This window comes from Ligilactobacillus salitolerans (assembly GCF_003864415.1).
In the GTDB taxonomy this organism is placed as follows: Bacteria; Bacillota; Bacilli; order Lactobacillales; family Lactobacillaceae; genus Ligilactobacillus; species Ligilactobacillus salitolerans.
In genome coordinates this window covers 18,901-36,042 of sequence record NZ_BFFP01000016.1, presented here as the reverse complement: position 1 = coordinate 36,042, position 17,142 = coordinate 18,901, and the positions used below count along the sequence as shown (strand labels likewise).

16 protein-coding genes and 1 pseudogene are annotated in these 17,142 nt (G+C 43.5%); 8 read left to right on the top strand and 9 right to left on the bottom strand.

From position 1 onward, the window contains the following. The first annotated feature begins 93 nt into the window (after window positions 1-93). Window positions 94-1,704 (top strand): peptide ABC transporter substrate-binding protein, encoded by a 1,611-nt coding sequence (locus tag LFYK43_RS05910; protein ID WP_124976382.1) that lies wholly within the window; start codon window positions 94-96, stop codon window positions 1,702-1,704. 287 nt (window positions 1,705-1,991) lie between these two features. Here LFYK43_RS05910 and LFYK43_RS05905 read toward each other — a convergent pair whose 3' ends face one another. From LFYK43_RS05905 to ppsA, 5 genes are all read right to left on the bottom strand, one after another. Next, a complete protein-coding gene (locus LFYK43_RS05905) occupies window positions 1,992-2,672 on the bottom strand; it encodes a fructose-6-phosphate aldolase (protein WP_124976380.1) in 681 nt (226 codons plus the stop codon). An 18-nt stretch (window positions 2,673-2,690) separates the two neighbouring features. Then, on the bottom strand, window positions 2,691-5,129 hold the full coding sequence (locus LFYK43_RS05900) for a glycyl radical protein (RefSeq protein ID WP_124976378.1): 2,439 nt from the start codon (window positions 5,127-5,129) through the stop codon (window positions 2,691-2,693). Window positions 5,130-5,590: 461 nt separating this feature from the next. Continuing rightward, window positions 5,591-6,409 carry a glycyl-radical enzyme activating protein gene (locus tag LFYK43_RS05895; RefSeq protein WP_124976376.1) on the bottom strand — a complete coding sequence of 273 codons (819 nt, stop codon included), beginning with the start codon at window positions 6,407-6,409 and terminating at the stop codon, window positions 5,591-5,593. A 180-nt stretch (window positions 6,410-6,589) separates the two neighbouring features. Continuing rightward, window positions 6,590-7,132, bottom strand: coding sequence for a hypothetical protein (locus tag LFYK43_RS05890; RefSeq protein ID WP_124976374.1), 543 nt, complete (start codon window positions 7,130-7,132; stop codon window positions 6,590-6,592). A 164-nt stretch (window positions 7,133-7,296) separates the two neighbouring features. After that, a complete protein-coding gene (ppsA, locus tag LFYK43_RS05885; RefSeq protein WP_124976372.1) occupies window positions 7,297-9,693 on the bottom strand; it encodes a phosphoenolpyruvate synthase in 2,397 nt (798 codons plus the stop codon). A 494-nt stretch (window positions 9,694-10,187) separates the two neighbouring features. Here ppsA and jag point away from each other — a divergent pair. The 3 genes and pseudogenes from jag to gloA2 form a co-directional block, all read left to right on the top strand. Beyond that, a pseudogene (jag, locus tag LFYK43_RS13045) lies at window positions 10,188-10,952 on the top strand (RNA-binding cell elongation regulator Jag/EloR); the annotation flags it as partial. A gap of 100 nt (window positions 10,953-11,052) precedes the next feature. Then, window positions 11,053-11,520: a MarR family winged helix-turn-helix transcriptional regulator gene (locus LFYK43_RS05875; protein ID WP_124976368.1), complete on the top strand. Its 468-nt coding sequence runs from the start codon at window positions 11,053-11,055 to the stop codon at window positions 11,518-11,520. A gap of 123 nt (window positions 11,521-11,643) precedes the next feature. Then, complete coding sequence (gene gloA2 / locus LFYK43_RS05870; protein ID WP_124976366.1) at window positions 11,644-12,024, top strand: SMU1112c/YaeR family gloxylase I-like metalloprotein; 381 nt, start codon at window positions 11,644-11,646, stop codon at window positions 12,022-12,024. Window positions 12,025-12,141: 117 nt separating this feature from the next. On the opposite strand, the gene LFYK43_RS05865 is transcribed toward gloA2, so the two are convergent. Beyond that, window positions 12,142-12,699 carry a M15 family metallopeptidase gene (locus LFYK43_RS05865; protein ID WP_124976364.1) on the bottom strand — a complete coding sequence of 186 codons (558 nt, stop codon included), beginning with the start codon at window positions 12,697-12,699 and terminating at the stop codon, window positions 12,142-12,144. Window positions 12,700-13,010: 311 nt separating this feature from the next. On the opposite strand from LFYK43_RS05865, the gene LFYK43_RS05860 reads away from it, so the two are divergent. The 4 genes from LFYK43_RS05860 to LFYK43_RS05845 are packed head-to-tail and all read left to right on the top strand — an operon-like array spanning window position 13,011 to window position 15,220. Next, the gene (locus LFYK43_RS05860) at window positions 13,011-13,625 is read left to right on the top strand and encodes a DUF1700 domain-containing protein (RefSeq protein WP_124976362.1); all 615 of its coding nucleotides are present in this window, start codon (window positions 13,011-13,013) and stop codon (window positions 13,623-13,625) included. Next, entirely contained in the window at window positions 13,625-14,578 is a 954-nt protein-coding gene (locus LFYK43_RS05855; RefSeq protein ID WP_124976360.1) for a DUF4097 family beta strand repeat-containing protein, read from the top strand. Before LFYK43_RS05860 ends, LFYK43_RS05855 begins: the two co-directional genes overlap by 1 nt. 31 nt (window positions 14,579-14,609) lie before the next feature. Next, window positions 14,610-14,930 carry a PadR family transcriptional regulator gene (locus LFYK43_RS05850; protein WP_124976358.1) on the top strand — a complete coding sequence of 107 codons (321 nt, stop codon included), beginning with the start codon at window positions 14,610-14,612 and terminating at the stop codon, window positions 14,928-14,930. A 23-nt stretch (window positions 14,931-14,953) separates the two neighbouring features. Beyond that, window positions 14,954-15,220 (top strand): PspC domain-containing protein, encoded by a 267-nt coding sequence (locus LFYK43_RS05845; RefSeq protein ID WP_124976356.1) that lies wholly within the window; start codon window positions 14,954-14,956, stop codon window positions 15,218-15,220. A 57-nt stretch (window positions 15,221-15,277) separates the two neighbouring features. On the opposite strand, the gene LFYK43_RS05840 is transcribed toward LFYK43_RS05845, so the two are convergent. The 3 genes from LFYK43_RS05840 to LFYK43_RS05830 all read right to left on the bottom strand — a co-directional run bounded on the left by LFYK43_RS05840 (window position 15,278) and on the right by LFYK43_RS05830 (window position 17,122). After that, a complete protein-coding gene (locus LFYK43_RS05840) occupies window positions 15,278-15,559 on the bottom strand; it encodes a hypothetical protein (protein ID WP_124976354.1) in 282 nt (93 codons plus the stop codon). A gap of 61 nt (window positions 15,560-15,620) precedes the next feature. After that, on the bottom strand, window positions 15,621-16,469 hold the full coding sequence (locus LFYK43_RS05835) for an amino acid ABC transporter substrate-binding protein (RefSeq protein ID WP_124976352.1): 849 nt from the start codon (window positions 16,467-16,469) through the stop codon (window positions 15,621-15,623). Next, window positions 16,466-17,122: an amino acid ABC transporter ATP-binding protein gene (locus LFYK43_RS05830; RefSeq protein WP_124976350.1), complete on the bottom strand. Its 657-nt coding sequence runs from the start codon at window positions 17,120-17,122 to the stop codon at window positions 16,466-16,468. The genes LFYK43_RS05835 and LFYK43_RS05830 overlap by 4 nt, the downstream gene beginning before the upstream one ends. Window positions 17,123-17,142 lie beyond the last annotated feature (20 nt).

Here is a 17,142-nt window from a genome sequence, read left to right as displayed (position 1 = left end):
ATAATGTTAATTAGTCTAGTACGTTTCTAACTTTTTTAATCATAATATAATTTTGACAAGGGTTCAATAGGATTTTCTTTGGAGGTTATTGTCATGAAATTGAATAAACACACGTTTATAGTCAGCTTGTTAGGCCTAGGATTACTACTGACAGGTTGCAGTAATACTGAGCGCTCGCAAAAAAATGTTGCCAACATCAGTGCGACTGATCAGATATCAACTTTAGACACCGCTAAAATTGAAGATTTGAGCACATCCAGTTTAGCTGATGATTTATTTGAAGGTCTGTATCGATATACGAGTAGTGGCAAGGTCAAGCCAGCATTAGCAACTAAAACAACAATTTCAAATAATGGAAAAACTTACACTTTCAGTTTGCGCAAAGGAACCAAATGGAGTGATGGATCGACTGTGACAGCCCATGATTTTGTATATGGCTGGCGACGCTTGGTCGATCCAAAGACTGCTAGTGGCAGTACATATTTGTTTACACCAGTGAAAAACTATCAACAGATCAGTCAGGGGAAAATGTCACCAAAGGAACTTGGCATTAGGGCAGATGGGAAATATAAACTCATCGTGGATCTATCCTCACCAACATCTTACTTTAAAGATTTGCTGGCGCGAGATGCTTTTGGTCCTGTTAATTCAAAGACAGTCAAAGAATACGGCAAAGACTATGGCACGAAAAGCAGTAGGGTAACTTACAACGGCCCATTTGTAGCCAAAAAATGGAACGGGTCAAATAATTCATGGTCTCTTGTCAAAAATAACAATTACTGGGATAAAAAGCATGTTAAGTTGGATCGTATAAATTATCAAGTAACAAAGAGTCCAAGTACCAGTTACAGTTTATTCAAAAGCGGCAAACTTGATTTGATCCATCTTCAAGGGGAACAGGCAAAACACTTCGCTAAGAGTAAGCTTGCTGTCACAAGATACCTTTCTAATACAAAGTATATCGAATTTAATGTAAAGAAGGGGCCATTTACCAATCAAAAATTACGTCAGGCACTTTCTCTAGTGATTGATCGTCAAAAACTAACGAAAAATGTATTAAGTAACGGTGCAACCCCTTCGCTTGGCGTTGTGTCGCTTAAAACTGCCAAAGTTCCTGCAACTGGGGAAGATTTCGCAAAGGCTAGCCATGTTAAAAACACGGTTGACTATAATCCAAATTTAGCAAAGAAACTTTGGCTTGCGGGGCTTAAAGAAATCGGAAAAACAAAGTTAAACGTTACAATAATTTACAGTGATGATAATGCCTCAGATGCGGCAATGCAGCTTGTCCAATCCACAGGTGAAAAAAATCTACCTGGTCTAAAAATTAGTTTAAGCAAAATGCCTCTAAAATCCGTTATTACCCGTGAGGAACAACACCAATTTACAATTGGTTATATTGGTTGGTCTGGAGATTATGCAGATCCAAACACTTTCTTGGGAATGTACAATGTTAAAAATGACCCTGGCTGGTCCAATTCAACTTACAATCAGTTAATGGAGGACGCAAATAATAAGTATGCCAATGATCCTGACCAACGATTTAACAATTTGATCAACGCAGAAAAGTTATTGATGAAAGAAATGCCGGTTAGCCCCATCTATCAAGGAAATTCGCGCGACTTGGTCAGTTCTAAGCTTAAAAATGTCATGTATGATCCCGTTAATGGTCACTATAGCTATAAAGAAGCCTATGTAAAATAAGCAAACTGGTAAAGCAAAAATTATTTTATTTTAGTAGTTGCCCTATACTATGTTCTCTTTAATAGATAGTTGGTATCTTTCTACCTGGATGTTTGATGAATTAAAAAGACACTGCCAAGTAGCTTTTTAAGTCTACTAGGCAGTGTCTAAAACTGAAAAAGGCTAATATTCGTTTACACATCTGTGTAATAACAAGAATAGTGGTCTTTTTTGTACTTTCAACCTTTAGTCGTTGAGTTAAGGTTGTGCTTCAACCATATTTATGGGAAAAGGAACTGATTTTTTTCCTATTTTAAATCTGCAATCGTCTGGTCTCCATACAGCGAGACCCAATCCTTTTTAAAATCTGTGACAGCGGCAGCAATCATTGGGGCATTTAAGCCGGCTGCCACCACATCTGTGCCGATTGTCACGGCCTGGGCACCGTTTTTAATGGCGGCAGTGACTTGCGCAACGTTGTGGAAGCTGGCGGCCAGGATCTTGGTTTGGCTGGCACTCAGCGAAATTGCATGGGCTAACTCGGCGATAACTTGCGGGGCATCGATATTCATGTTTAACATCCGGTTATAGTAGGGTGCTAAATAATCAGCTCCGGCTGCGATGGCAAGCTCCCCTTGAAAGACTGTATAAATCGCGGTGGCAGTGATATGGACGCCCTCACTCTTCAAAGTTTTCATTGCTTCCAATCCTTGTTCGTTAGTAGGGATCTTAATATAAACTTGCTGGTCGATTTCCTTTAAAACCCGGTGAGCATCAGCGATGATTTCCTGCGCTGTTGCCCCAACTGCTTGGACGTGTAATGTCTTTTCCGGCCCGATGATTTCCCTGACTTGGCGCAAATGCTCGAAAAAGTCGACTTTGCCTTCTTTTTTGATGATCGTAGGGTTGGAAGTGACCCCGCTTAAATTCAACATCTGGTTATATTTTTTGATCTCATCCAAATTGACTGTATCGATTAAAATTTCCATTTTGTTCTTGCTCCTTTGCTAAATACTTTGTTCCGTTCTTTCGATGATGTCGTCTTGTGTTTCCTTGGATAAGCCGACAAAGAAAGCTGAATAACCAGCTACTCTGACGATCAGGTCCCGATGTTTATCAGGATGTTGCTGAGCGTCAACTAATGTCTTTTTGTCCACGACATTATATTGAACATGGTAGCCGTGCAAACGATTAAAGAAAGTTCTTAACAGCAACACCAATTTTTCACAATTATCTGCACTTCTTAAAAGCTGGGGCGACATTTTCTGGTTGAGCAAAACTCCGCCAGTGATCGCCTGCGTATTTAACTTAGCAACACTCTTAAAGACAGCTGTAGGTCCATCCCTATCCATCGAGTGAGCCGGAGAACATCCTTCAGATAGTGGAGTACGGGCGTAGCGGCCATCTGGTGTTGCCAGGGTGCTATGTCCTTGGCCCACATTGGCTGAAATTGAAGAGGTCCCGGCATAGCGTGTCCCGCCAATTGGTCCCCTGCCATAACGCGTGTTTTTATATTTAGCAATCTCATCGATATACGGCTGGTAAGCAGCGACGATCAGTTGATCGACCTCGTCATTATCGTTCCCATATTTGGGTGCTTCATTGAGCAGCATTTGCCGAAGTTCTTCTTGTCCTTCGCCTTGGAAGTTATCGGTCAGAGCTTGCCATAGTTCTGCCGGAGAGATTTTCTTTTCTTCAAAGACGAGCTTTTTGATTGCAGCTAATGAGTCTGCCAAATTTGCGATCCCGACCTGTAAACCACTGATAAAGTCGTAGATCGTGCCACCTTCTTTGATTGTTTTACCTCTGCCGATACAGTCCTCTGTTAAAACAGAACATAAAATGTCCGGGTAATTTTGTTCTAACGCGAGATCACAAGTATTTTCGATGATCACACTTTGACGGGTGATCTCGCGCAAAGATTTGTCCCACGCAGTAAATAATTCAGCGTAGGAGGTCATTTCCGTGAAATGACCATAGTTAGGCAAGAGCTGTTTACCTGATTCGGGATCTTTGCCACCGTTCATCACGATCAAGAGTGTCCGGGGAAAATTGATGAAACTCATCCCGGTGCAACGATAGCCCCATTTGCCAGGCACGGCCGTTTCAACGCAACCGATCGCGCTATAGTTATAGGCATCTTCTTTCTTGATGCCGCGGGAAATAAATGACGGGATGATGATCTCATCGTTATTGAAGGCAGGCATTCCCAGTCCTTCCTTGATCACTTCAACGCACTGGCGCATGAAGTGGTCGCTTAAGCCGCGATGGTAGCGCACAGTGAGATTGGGCTGTGGTAAATGAGCCTGTACAATTGCGTTCAAGATCAAGTATGACATGCTGTTAACGGCATCTTTACCATCTTTAGTTTGACCGCCGATGGTGATATTTTGGTAGAGCGGACTGCCGGCCGAAAACTCGGTGTGGGCCCAGGACCGGACTTTATTGATCGTTAAAGTTTTCATGCACAAGTTGGTCAGTAATTCTGTTGCCTGTCCAGCGGTGATCTGGCCGTTCGCTAGGTCCTTTTCATAAAATGGTTCTAAATATTGATCCAAACGACCGTATGAAACTGAATGGCCGTTAGATTCGATCTGCAGGACTAAGTGGATCAGCCAGACTGATTGGATCGCCTCGTAAAAGGTGTCAGCCGGCTGGTAGGGGATCTTGTGCATGATCCGGGCAATCTCTAATAATTCGGCGTGTCTTTCTGAACTAGTAGTCTTTTTCGCTTCCTGTTCAGCTAGGAGGGCATATCTGGCGGCGAAGTCGCGCACAGATTTGATCACAATCAGACCTGCCTGGTAGAAGTACAGTTTCTTTTGCTGGTCGATGTCTGTTAGGTCAAGCTGCTCCATTTGTTCTTTGATCCGTTGTTCATAAGAAACTAGTCCATACTTGATGACTGTCTCATAGTTGACTGCGATATGACCATCGCCAGAGGTAATGTTTCCGTCAGCACCAATGAGACCCAGGTCGTAGAATAACTTGCTTTTTTCTGGGAAGGCAGCATACCCGCGGTCTTCGAGGGTGTTATGTTGCCAAAATGGTGCGATCTGACGCAATTGTTCTTTAGCGTCATCGGTAATGTAAAAAACATCGCCTGAACGTTTTTCAAATGTGTCTAATTCATCAATGACCCAGTTCATTGAGTATTCAGGAAAAACAGGGGCCCAGCGGTTATGTTGAGCTTGATTACCTACAAGCAGAGTATCTTTTTCGATGAAAATTGTCATGTTATGCAAAATGTGTTCTAAGACACGAGCGCGTAAGATGTCGACTTGTTGATCTTGATATTTCTGATAGGCTTCTGTCGTTAAAACAGCTCTTTCGGGATCGACGTAGGGTTTTGCATTTAAAATGTCTTCACGATAGCGTCTCATTTTAGGTGTTAATTTGCCAAAATCTCCTAATGTGGTTGTGGGTGCAATTTTTGTCATGACCATAGATATAACCTCCTATGTTAAAACAGAGCGGAGCATGGCGTTCAGAAGGTGAGCACTAACAGACTATAGCCAAAAATGCGGGTTTCAGCATTTTTGGCTAAAGTAAGTTAGGCACAGCCTTCTGCCATGAGCAGCTCGACTACAAAAACAGAGCGGAGCAGCGCGCTTAAAAGATGAGCATTATCGGACTCTAAGCTTAGGGTACGTACTTTGCACCATGGGCTTGGAGTTGGATAAGCGGAATTTTTGCGCTGTGAAGATCGACTAAGAAAACAGAGCGGAGCAAGCCGGGAGAACTCGAGCACCAATGGGCTCTGGCATTATGACAAGTGCATTTCTTGTCATGATGACGGAGTTGATTGGGCGGAAAGTTCTGGCTTGAGCACCTCGCTTACAATCGCAACTAAAAAAGATGACACTAACTGTTTTTTTGTTCAAAGTTTCACATAAGTTTGCCGGTTTTACCAGCCATTGATCTGCGCATCAATTCCGGAGTTTTGCAGGATCCTTTGATAGGCTAATAAGTCTTCTGTGTGCAGCTGGGCAACATCTTTTAATTTGTATTCCCGCCCTAAGTCAGTGTATTTTTTCAAGCCGAACTGGTGGAAAGGCAGCAGCTCGACTTCTTTGACCCCCATCTGCTGAAAAAGTTCGCCAAAGTGTCTGGCATCATTATCGGTATAGTTAAAACCTGGGATCACTGGGATCCGGATACAGTAGTCTTTGCCCGAATCGATGACGGACTGCATATTTTTTAAGATCATTTCATTTGTCCCGCCAGTCCCTTTGCGATGGAGCAGGGGGTCCCATTGTTTGCAGTCAAAATAGATCAGATCCATATATGGGTAGAACTCATTGAAAACGGCTGGTTTGGCGTAACCGGTAGTCTCGCAAGCCAAATGGATCCCTTTTTCTTTAACAGCTTGTGCTAGTTTGATTGCAAAGGGTGCTTGAAACAAAACTTCACCACCGGAAAAAGTTACCCCGCCACCAGACTCTGCGTAGAAATCATAATCTTGCATGATGACTTCCATGATTTCAGGGATTGTTTTGTATTCACCAACCATGATCTTGTGACCCTGGGCTTCATCGTACATTTCTTCTGGGTGCCGCAATTGTGATTCCGGGTTAGCACACCAGGCACATTTTAAGGGACAGCCTTTAAAGAAAACAACTGAACGAATACCAGGCCCATCGTTTAAACTAAATTTTTGAATGTTGAACAGCAAACCTTTATCAGCTGTTTTTGTCTGTCGGGGAATCTTTTGTTTTGTTAGCAATGAGTACACACCTCCTTTTCTATTTTCCAAATGAATTATATCACAATATTACGAACGAAACACATTAATGTTTCTTAAGAAAAATAATAGTCAAAAACAGCTATGAAGCTCGCACTGAGTTTCATAGCTGTTAGTAGAGAAAATATAAAATTTTGAGGATCAGTTTGAAATTAGAATTCGTTATTTGCTAGCCCGGATCCAATCAACCGCTGAATTAGCCTTGTTGATCGTTTTTTCAGTGTCGTAAGCTTTGTCGCGTGCCAAAGAAAATTTCTTCTTTTTTCCATTTTTGAATGTGATCTCGATCCAATACAGGTTCTGGATCGATGAGAGGAGTCCAGTATAACCCACTAAGGCATTAGGATAGGGGATAGCAGTCTGCAGCTCTTTTCCTTTGCGTCTGCCAATTGCTCTGGCGTCAGCAATTTCTGTCAAATCGATACTTTGTAAAGGTGTTAAAGGACCCATGAAAATCATTAAAACCCTTTTCCACCAACTGCTGAAGTCATAATATTTGATTTGACTGTCTGTGACTTCAAAATAATTGAATTCCACTTCAAGTACCCCAGGATAATGAACACCAGCTACTAAGATAAAGGCGATCAGGCCGGCGAACCAGCCCTCGGGTCCCAAGAACCCTCCTGCAATTAGGCCGAATACAAAAAAGTAAAGCAATGAAATAATCAAAGGACGAAATGATAATTTTTTTCCGAACGTGAACATTTTTCTACACCTCCATGTTGTCTACGGTTATGATATCACTATGATATTATAAAGACAACAATTTAGTTTCGCAGTTTACAATGCAGTTCCTAGGACAAAAGAAAAGGCACTAGCGTACAAGCTAGTGCCTTTTTGGTATCAGCTAATTAGGAAGATCTGACTCTTTACCACTGATAGTCGGTTGGATCTTGCCGGCCTCTGCCGGTGGCCTTGTCCAATAAAATTCTTTGTTCAAAGCGGGCGACGTTGTGTTTCGTAGCCTTGACCATATCTGGGTTGACGGAAACATAGTCGATGCCTTGCTGAACCAAGAATTCCGTGAATTCAGGATACTCAGATGGTGTTTGGCCGCAAATCGAAACCGTCTTGCCGTCACGATGGGCAACTTCGATCAGGTGAGAGATCGCACGTTTGACAGCCAAGTTGCGTTCATCAAAGAGATCCGAAACAGTGTCGTTATTCCGGTCACATCCTAGCAGCAGCATGGTCAAGTCGTTAGAACCGATCGAGTATCCGTCGATAAACTGGTTGAATTGGTCGGCCAAAATGATGTTTGAAGGGATCTCAGCCATCATATAGACTTTAAAGTCAGGTGTCCGGACCAGACCAGCTTGGGTCATGATCTCCGTGACCTTCGAAGCTTCAGAAACGGTTCTGACAAATGGGATCATGACGTTTAAGTTGGTCAGTCCAAATTCATTGCGGACCTTCTTAACGGCTTCTAGTTCAAGCTTGAAAGCTGCAACATATTTCGGATCGTAGTACCGTGAAGCACCGCGCCAACCCAGTAAATCGGCTGATTCATGCGGTTCATACTGATCGCCGCCCTTCAAGTTGCGGTACTCGCTGGACTTGAAGTCTGAGAAACGCAAAACTACGGGCCGCGGACTCATCGCACGGGCCACCTTGCTGATGCCTTCTGCTAACATATTGACCACTTTTTCTGGGTGGCCTTGTTCGATCAGATAGAGCGGATGCTCGTGAATATAGCTGGTCCAGATAAATTCTTCGCGCATGAGGCCGATCCCGTCGGCTGGCAAATTAGCGTATTTGTGAGCCAAATCAGGATCACCCAAGTTCATCATGACGCCAGTCGCAGTTGCAGCGAAGTATTCGGCATTGCCGGCAACTTCACCGGTTGGGACCTCTTCTTTGGCTGGAGCGACGATCGATTGAACTTCGCCTTCGTAGACGATCCCGTTTTTAGCATCGACTGTAATTGTGTCGCCTGTCTGCAAGACATCCATTGCGGCTGTTCCGCGACTGGTTGTCCCTACGATACATGGGATCTGCATTTCTCGGGAAACAATGGCCGCATGACAAGTCATTCCGCCATTATTAGTGATGATCGCCTTTGCCTTCTTCATGGCTGGGACCCAGTCTGGTGAAGTCATGGTGGTAACTAAGATTTCGTCTTCTTTAAATTGATCGATATCTTTCGGATCGGCGATCACATGCACTTTTCCAGCGGCTGTCCCAGGACTGGCTGCCAAACCTCTAACCAGAACTTTAGCATCGGTTACGTTATCCACGGGCTCATCTCCTTTGGCAGCGGAATTTTTCTTTTTCTGTGACCAGACAGTTTCCGGCCGAGCCTGAACCAGCCACAGTTTGTTGGTATTTTCGTCCAAGGCAAATTCCATGTCCATATAAGAACCGTAATGTTTTTCGATCTCAATGGCATAACCAGCGAGTTCAATGACTTGTTCGTCAGTTAATGAAGGCTTTTTTGCTTCTTCAACAGGAATCTGCCGTTCTTCTACACCGCCATCTTTGAGTCGAACCAGCTCGATATCTTTTTGAGTGATATCCTTAGAAACGATCTTCATGGTTTCTTTGTCGACGACAAAATCATCAGGGGTAACAGTTCCTTGGACGATATATTCGCCCAGGCCCCAGATACTATCAATAATGACCTTGGAGTCATCCCCGGTCCCAACGTTGATCGAAAACATGATCCCGGAGGATTTGGAGAAGACCATCATTTGAACTGTCGCGGATAAAGCAACCTTTTCATGCGGAAAATGTTGTTTATGCCGATAATAAGTTGCCCTTTCCGTGAAGAGGGAGGCATAACACTCTTTGACTTTTTGCACGACATCGGCTGCGCCGCGAATGTTGAGGTAAGAATCCTGTTGGCCGGCAAATGAAGCATCGGGCAGGTCTTCGGCAGTGGCACTGGAACGAATCGCAACGAAAGGCTCGCTTTCCCCGACTTTTTGGGCTAGTTCTTCATATGATCGTTCGATGCTTTGGGCAAGGTCGGCCGGCATTTCGCTGTCGGTGATCACTTTACGGATCTGCGTGCATTTCTGGTGTAATTCATCTGAGTTTTCATAATCTTGAATGCTTTCCAAGAGTTCTTTAATTTTGTCATTAGCGCCTGTTTGATCCATGAAGTAGCGGTAGGCATGCGCGGTAGTAGCGAAGCCGTAAGGAACAGGAATATTGGTTGCAGAAGTTAACTCGCCGAGGGAAGAAGACTTACCACCAACGAGGTCGACATCAGAGCGGTGAAGGTCATCGAACCATAAAACATTAGCAGTTTCTCGATTTTTCATGAAATTATCTCCTCGTATTATAAATGACAGAGCGAAGCGTGACTAAAGAATACCAAGCATTTCAACTAACTTTCCCCTAGCAGCAACTAATTGAACAAATGTCGGACAAAACATTTTGAAAACGGTTACATCACCTCAAATAAATTGTAGTAAAATAGATAAAGATAGTCAATAATAAGCTTATCCGATCTAAAAAAATGGGTAAATTTTTAGAGCAACTTGACATATTAGAGCATAATCTTGTTAGAACGGTACTGAAAATTTGCGCCCAGTGCTAAAAAAATGTAATCAATTTCAATTTATCAGGACAAGCAGCTGTTGTTGCTTTAAGAACGCGCCAAAATGTTGAATTTAAAAGCCGGATCAGCTATAAAATTCGTATCTCAAAAAAGTGTGTTGTGTTATACTAAATTATGTTGATCACGAATAAACGTGATTATTTTTTAAAGAAAAAAGGAAAATGACAGGAGGGGACACCGACGAAATATACAGGAAATTCAGTCGATGAAGCAATTACTGCAGGCTTGGCTGATTTAAACAAAGCTCGTGAACAAGTAGATGTCCAAATTATTTCGAGCGGTAAAAAAGGCTTTTTGGGAATTGGCAAGCAGCTTGCTGAGGTTGAGCTCTCGGTCAAGGAGGATGCTGTCAAGGAAGAAAAGACACCGCTCCAAGCAAACACTGCAGCTGATGCGCAGCCTGAACAAAGCAAGAAAGAGGACAAGCCTCTAAGAAAAGCAGCAGAGCCAAAGACTCAGCCGCAAGCTCAGCAGCCTGCTAGAATAAGTCACCGGGAAAAAGAAGCCAGCTTTGATGAAGTGCTGGTAGATCTGGGCAACTATTTGGCAGAAGTTACCAAGAATATGGGGATCAGCGCTACTATCAGTGTGACTCCAGAAAAACATACTGTTTATTATGATTTTGAGACTGAACAGGAAGGATTGCTGATCGGCAAGCGCGGACGGAATTTAAATTCCTTGCAGCTGCTAGCGCAAGATTTCTTGGATAAGCGGATCCACCACCGCGTGAGAGTTGTTTTGGATGTGGCAAATTACCGCGCTCGTCGTGCTGAAACATTAGACCATTTAGCACAAAAAACTGCGCGTGATGCGATCGCAGCGGGTGAACCGGTGATGCTTGATCCGATGCCGGCAATCGAACGTAAGGTGATCCATAAAAGTTTGGCTGAGAATAAGCACGTTAAGACTTATTCTCAAGGAACAGAACCGCGCAGAGCGGTAGTTGTGGATCCAAAATAAAAGCGTCAAAAAGTGAGGATCTCTGCTTGACGCAGCTTAAAATGAGCACTGCGATTTCAATGAAGAGAGAGCTTGTTATTGTAATGGGGAGGAAAATTTAATGAAAGAATATAAACCTGACCATATTGAAGATGAACTTTGTTTTGCAATTTATTCGGCACAAAAATTTTATACTAAATTTTATTCCCAAGCTTTAAAGGAATTCAAATTGACTTACCCGCAATACCTGACGCTACTGGTTTTGTGGGAAGAACAGCGTCCGATGATGATCAAGGAGATCGGTGCGCGCTTGAAACTGGATACAGGAACATTGACACCACTCTTAAAACGAATGGAAAAAGATGAGTGGGTCAACCGGACACATGTCCCTGAAGATGGCCGCAAAGTTTATATTGAATTAACTAAAAAGGGCAAGGCCAGTGAAACGAAGATCAAGAATAGTGTTAAAACTTGCTTGGATTCAATTGATATGACTTATCCTGAATATCAAGACAGCGTTAATGCTGTTAAAGAAATTGGGCAAAAGATCAAGAAGGTTGATGAAACGCTCGAGGATCTTTACGAATAAAAATTTAGTTGCATTGGCTAAACTGAAACTCTGTTCTTATGGCAGAGTTTTTTTGAACTGATCAAAAGCCAAAGCAAAGGGATAATTTGCGCTCACTTAGCGGGACAAATAGGAGGCTTTGACTTGAATTTAAACAAGCTCGACCATATTGCAGTGATCTGTCACGACGAACAAGCCGCACTGGATTTTTACGTGCACAAACTGGGTTTTGAAATTCAGGACCGCCATCAGCGGCCAGATAAAGGAGATATTTTATTTCACCTGGTTTGTGGGCCAGTGGTCCTTGAATTGTTTATCAAGCCTGATGCTCCTAACCGCGTGACTGGTCCGGAAGCTGCGGGCTTGCGACACCTGGCCTTTCATGTTGCTGACGTCGAGAAAAAAGTCAAAGAACTGGCAGAAAAGGGCATAGAGTGTGAGCCGATCCGTCATGATACCTTTACTGGTGAAAAAATGACCTTCTTCTTTGACCCAGATCATTTACCTTTGGAATTGCATGAATAACCTGAAAATAGCATTGCTTTGCACATGATAGTTCTTATCGTGAGCAAAGCAGTGCTTTTTTGATGGAGACAAACGAAAAAGCCCCCCGCTGCATTTAGCGGGAGGCTGACTTGGAGCTTATTTGTAATCGTTAGGGTCAGCAGCAAGCGGACCATATTCATCCATTTGGGAGTCGCGGAAGTCCCACCACTCACTTTCATACCCGATGAAACCTGCTTCTTTCATCGCAGCATCCAGGATCTGATGGTACTTAGCTGCTTCTTCGGGCCATTTTGCAGACCGACGAGCGAGTCCGGTGAAGTCATCGAAGCCGGTCGGCATCGGACATTCTGTCCCATCGGCAAATGTCATGGTCAGATCGAAAGTGACCCCTTTTTGGTGGCTGTAGTTAGGATTTGAAGGTGCCACGAATTCAGGATCAGGGTAAACTTCAAAAAGTTTTTCTTGGGCTTCGGTTGGACGGTAAGCATCCCAGACCTTGAGCCGGTAACCTTGCTCTTTGAGAAGTGCACTGGCCTTGGCAAGCTTCTGTGCTGTGCCCGTCCGTGCAATTGCGACCTTAAAGTTATAAATGACGTGGCCAGTAAAGTTGTTAGTGGTGGCATAGCGTAAATCGACGATAATATCTGGATCAAGTTTTTGGATATTCGTAAAACCAGTTAATGCAGCATCCATAAAAAAGCATCCTTTCAATGATAAATTTTGCTTCCTGACTTATATTTTAACCGAAACTGACCAACTTTGGTACTGCAATCGGTTTCCAACTTTTGGAGGGCATTTATTTGTGCAAAAAGCGGTCGTGTATTTTGAAAATAGAGCGGGTTAAATGCTATTATGACAATGAAAAGGACTGCTTGGGCAAAATTTTGCCAGAAAGATAAATATTATTGCTTTACATTCTATATTATACGCTATATAATATTGTCAGAAGTTAAAGAACTGCACTAAATCTGGAATGATCAGTCAGATGCAGGGGGGAGTACACAATGGATAAATCAAGGTACCTGGTTGACTTGGAAGATTATTTGACTGGGTTAAGTGAAGAGGAAAAAAGAAATGTTCTGCAATACTATGATGAATATATTTCCGATGCTGGGTTAGAGACAAGAGAAGAAATTGAAAAGGAATTAGGGTCGCCGCGGCAGTTAAGCCGGATGATCCTCGCAGATGAATCGATCAAAAAGAGTGAAAAAGAGGCACAGGGCGGAAAATTTGCTTCGCCGCAATCTAACTCGAAGATGATCTGGCTGATCTTGCTTGCGATCATCACCTCACCATTCACTTTGGCAGTTGGTTTTTTCGCCTTAGTTTTCCTGATCATTATCGGCGGAATTCTGCTGGGATTGGCAATCACTTTAGTTGTAATGATCGCAGCTGCGATCGTTGCCGCTGGCTTGGCATTATACGCGGGTCTAGGACTCTTGTTTAGCGCTCCATTTGTCGGGCTGTTTTATGTTGGGATAGCTTTGACAGGCGCGGCTGTTGTAATGATCATGGTTCCGCTGCTGTACTGGTTGTGCTCAGCACTAATTCAAGGAATCGCTAATTTTTCCCGGTTTGTTTACCGCAAATACGGAAACAGTAAGGGAGGCAGAAAATAATGAAGAAAGTTTTTAAGTGGGGTTGGATCTTTTTAGTTGTTGGTGTGATTTGCTTAGTATTTGGCGGTTTTGCCCGTGGCGCAAAAGACGTGGTCTTCAACAATTGGCGGCCAGTTGTTTATAGTGCAAAAGCGAATTTTCAAAAGGAATATGCCGTAGGAGAGTTTAAACAGGTTGATAGTAATGTTGGCAATGCGAATGTTGTGATCCGTAGAGGTGATGACTATCGTGTCCGGTATGTCGGGCAAAAGAGTGCGCGCCCATCTGTCAAGGTGTTAAACGATCGGGTGACAGTTAGACAAAAAGCCTCCGGCAGCCAACGGGCCTCGATCGGTTTTCGCTGGCATGATCGTTCACAGAAGGTTAGAAACAAGGTAATTATCGAGGTTCCAGATAACGTGAAGTTGGAACAAGTGCGGAATTTAAATAATAATGGTTCAACTAAGATCATCGGACTCAGTACAGCCAATTTAGAAGCACTCGGTTCGCATGGTGCATTAGTTTTGAATAACATGAACATTGATAAAGCCAATGTTGAGCTTCGCGATGGTGAGGAGATCCGTTTGAATAATACAATTCTTTTAGGCGGGTTGATCACGAGTGATGATAATGATGTACTGGTAGAAAACGGAACTTTGAGAAACGTGGAGATCCAGCAAAATGATGCCGACCTTGCCATGCATAATGTTGCTTTGGACGGCGGTAAGGTCGATATGTCCGATGGTGATGTTAAAATTGCGCAAAGTACTGTGACAAATGGGTATACGGTTAATAATGATGATGGAGATAACATCATTGATGGTGTCAAAGCAGGTGGTTATGTCAGCACAACAGGCGAGACTTCAGACAATAATTTGTTCAGTAATCACGCTAATGGCGGAACATTACGCAGCGGTTTGACACGAAATGTTTTAAACATTAAGAATAACACGGGTGACAACGTGATCCGTTAAGCAGAAGCTAGCGAAGAAAGGGAGAATTGGTATGAAAATTCAAGTAACCGCTGATCTGCTTGATGGATTGGTCTTAGCCTTACTGGACCGAGAAGACTTTTATGGCTATGCTTTAACGCAAGAGATGCAAAAGGCAATTTCTATTTCAGAATCAACAATGTATCCAGTGTTGCGGCGGCTAAAAAAGGATGGCTATCTAACAACTTATGACCAGCCGTTCCAAGGTAGAAATCGCAGGTACTATCAGATCACTGAGAGTGGTGAAGAGCATTTGGCGAAGGTATATCGGATGTGGACAGACTATAAGGAAAGTTTAGACAAGGTGTTTACAGCTAAGCAGGAAAATCAGTAAGCAAAAAAGGATGGCGGATAAAAATGAAAGAAAAGAAAAAGTTAACTAAATCGCGCGAAAAAGTTGTCAGCGGCGTTTTTGGCGGCCTGGCAGAGTACTTCGACTGGGATAAAACGATCGTCCGGCTGATCGGGGCGGTGTTGATCATCTTCCCTGGCAATGTGATCGGCGGGCTGTTACTGTACTGGCTGGCTGCAATCATCATGCCTGATCAGCCTTATGATGATCATGATCATCACGACCACGACGATGACTCGGTTCTTGAAGGCGAATTTAAAGAAAAAGATTAGTTTTACGCTTGACCTGGCTGTGCTGTTGCAGTCGGGTTTTTTGGTAGTTATTTACAGTTAGGCAAACAAAAAGTCATACTGCCAACGTTTAGCAGTATGTTGGGTAAAGATGCGACCAACTGAATCCATCTCGCCTGACTTTAATCCAGACTGATTCCGTTTGGAGCAAAGTTCGGCCGACATTAATCCAGACTGATTCCGTTTGGAGCAAACTATGCCTGACATTAAGCCAGACTGATTCCATTTGGAGCAAACTTCGCCTGACTTGTAACCAGCCTTCGAACCAACTAGATAATATCCTATGATTTGTCCAGGTTCCTGGATAACTTTATCCAGCATCTATAGATATGAAAATATAAGAGCCGCTAGCCTAATTTTGTGTAGGCAGCGGCTCTTGTACTTATTTATTATTTTGCAGTAAAGGCGAATCGGCTTGATCTCCAAACCATTTTTGATTGATGCGTTCTAACGTGCCATCGGCTGCCAGTTTTTTCAGACCGGCATTGACTTTTTGGCGGAGACGGTCATCACTTTTACGCATGCCGACACCGAATGCTTCAGGCGGGAAGGCGCCGCGGATCGTTTGAAAGTCCCCCGGATTTTTCTGATGGGCAATGTAGTAGTCAGCATAGCTGCTGTCGATCAAAAGCCCTTGGATCCGGCCAGAGTTGAGATCGATAAAGGCGTTAGTAAAAGATTCATACAGGACTGGGTCATGGTCTTTGATCCGGTTTTTTAATAATTTTGGGTACTTGTTAATATCATTGGAGCCCGAAGAACCGGTTTGAGCTCCTAAAACTTTACCCGTCATATCTGCATAAGAGTTAATGTGGTTTTTCTTAAGCGAGACTAGGACCTGGTCATTTCTCAAATAAGTGCGGCTAAAGGCGACCTTGGCTTGGCGTTCTGGAGTCTTTGTGAAGCCATTCCAGATCAGGTCGATCGTACCGTTTTTTAATTCAGTTGCGTTCATTGCCCAGTCGATCGTCTGGAAGTTTGTCTTGACGCCGTAGAGTTTGAAGACAGCTTTGGCGAGATCGACATCATAGCCGACCAGCTGCCCATTTTTTTGCCGAAAGCCCATTGGGACAAAGGTGTCGTCAACACCAATTGTGACATAGCCGCGTTGTTTGATCTGGCTCCAGTTGTCGGTTTGGTCTGCCTTTTTGCCGATCGAAACCCCGCAACCGCTTAAAATTACTGTGCAGGCTAGGACTAAAAGGCAGGTGAATAGATTTTTCCTTTTCAAACAGCGGTCCCTCCTTTGGCGTCTAAGGCTTCGACAGTGAAGATCTTGTCAGCAGTTTGTTTGGCAAAATCCATATCATGGGTCACGATGACTTGGGTCATTTGATCATTTTTCAATTTCAAAATGATTTGGCTGACCTTTTCGCGCAAAGCCGGATCCAGAGCAGATGTTGGTTCATCGTAGCAGAGAACTTGAGGTTCCATCGCCAAGGCACGCACGATGGCAACACGTTGTTGCTGACCACCGGAAAGTTGGTAGGGATACAAGTCTTCTTTGCCGGCTAAATCAAGTTTATTCAGCAGTTCTTTGGCTTTCTTTTGAGCAGTAGTTTTATCTTGCTTTAAAGCCAGTTTAGGAGCCAGGGTGATGTTATCCAGAACAGTCAGGTTAGGAAAAAGCTGATAGTCTTGGAAAACGACACCAGTGATCTGTTCATTGCTGGCTGGCTTAGCTGGGTCAAAAGCCTGACCATCCAGCAAGAAGGAACCTGAGTCAGGAACTTCAAGACCGCTGAGGCAACGCAGAAGAGTAGTTTTGCCGGCACCAGAAGGGCCAACGATAGCCAAGATCTCGCCCGAGGGGATCTGGAGGTTGAGGTGATCGAGAATAGTACGTGAGCCAAAAGTTTTAGTGATATTTTTTAATTCAAGCATGAAAATTCCTCCTATCGAAA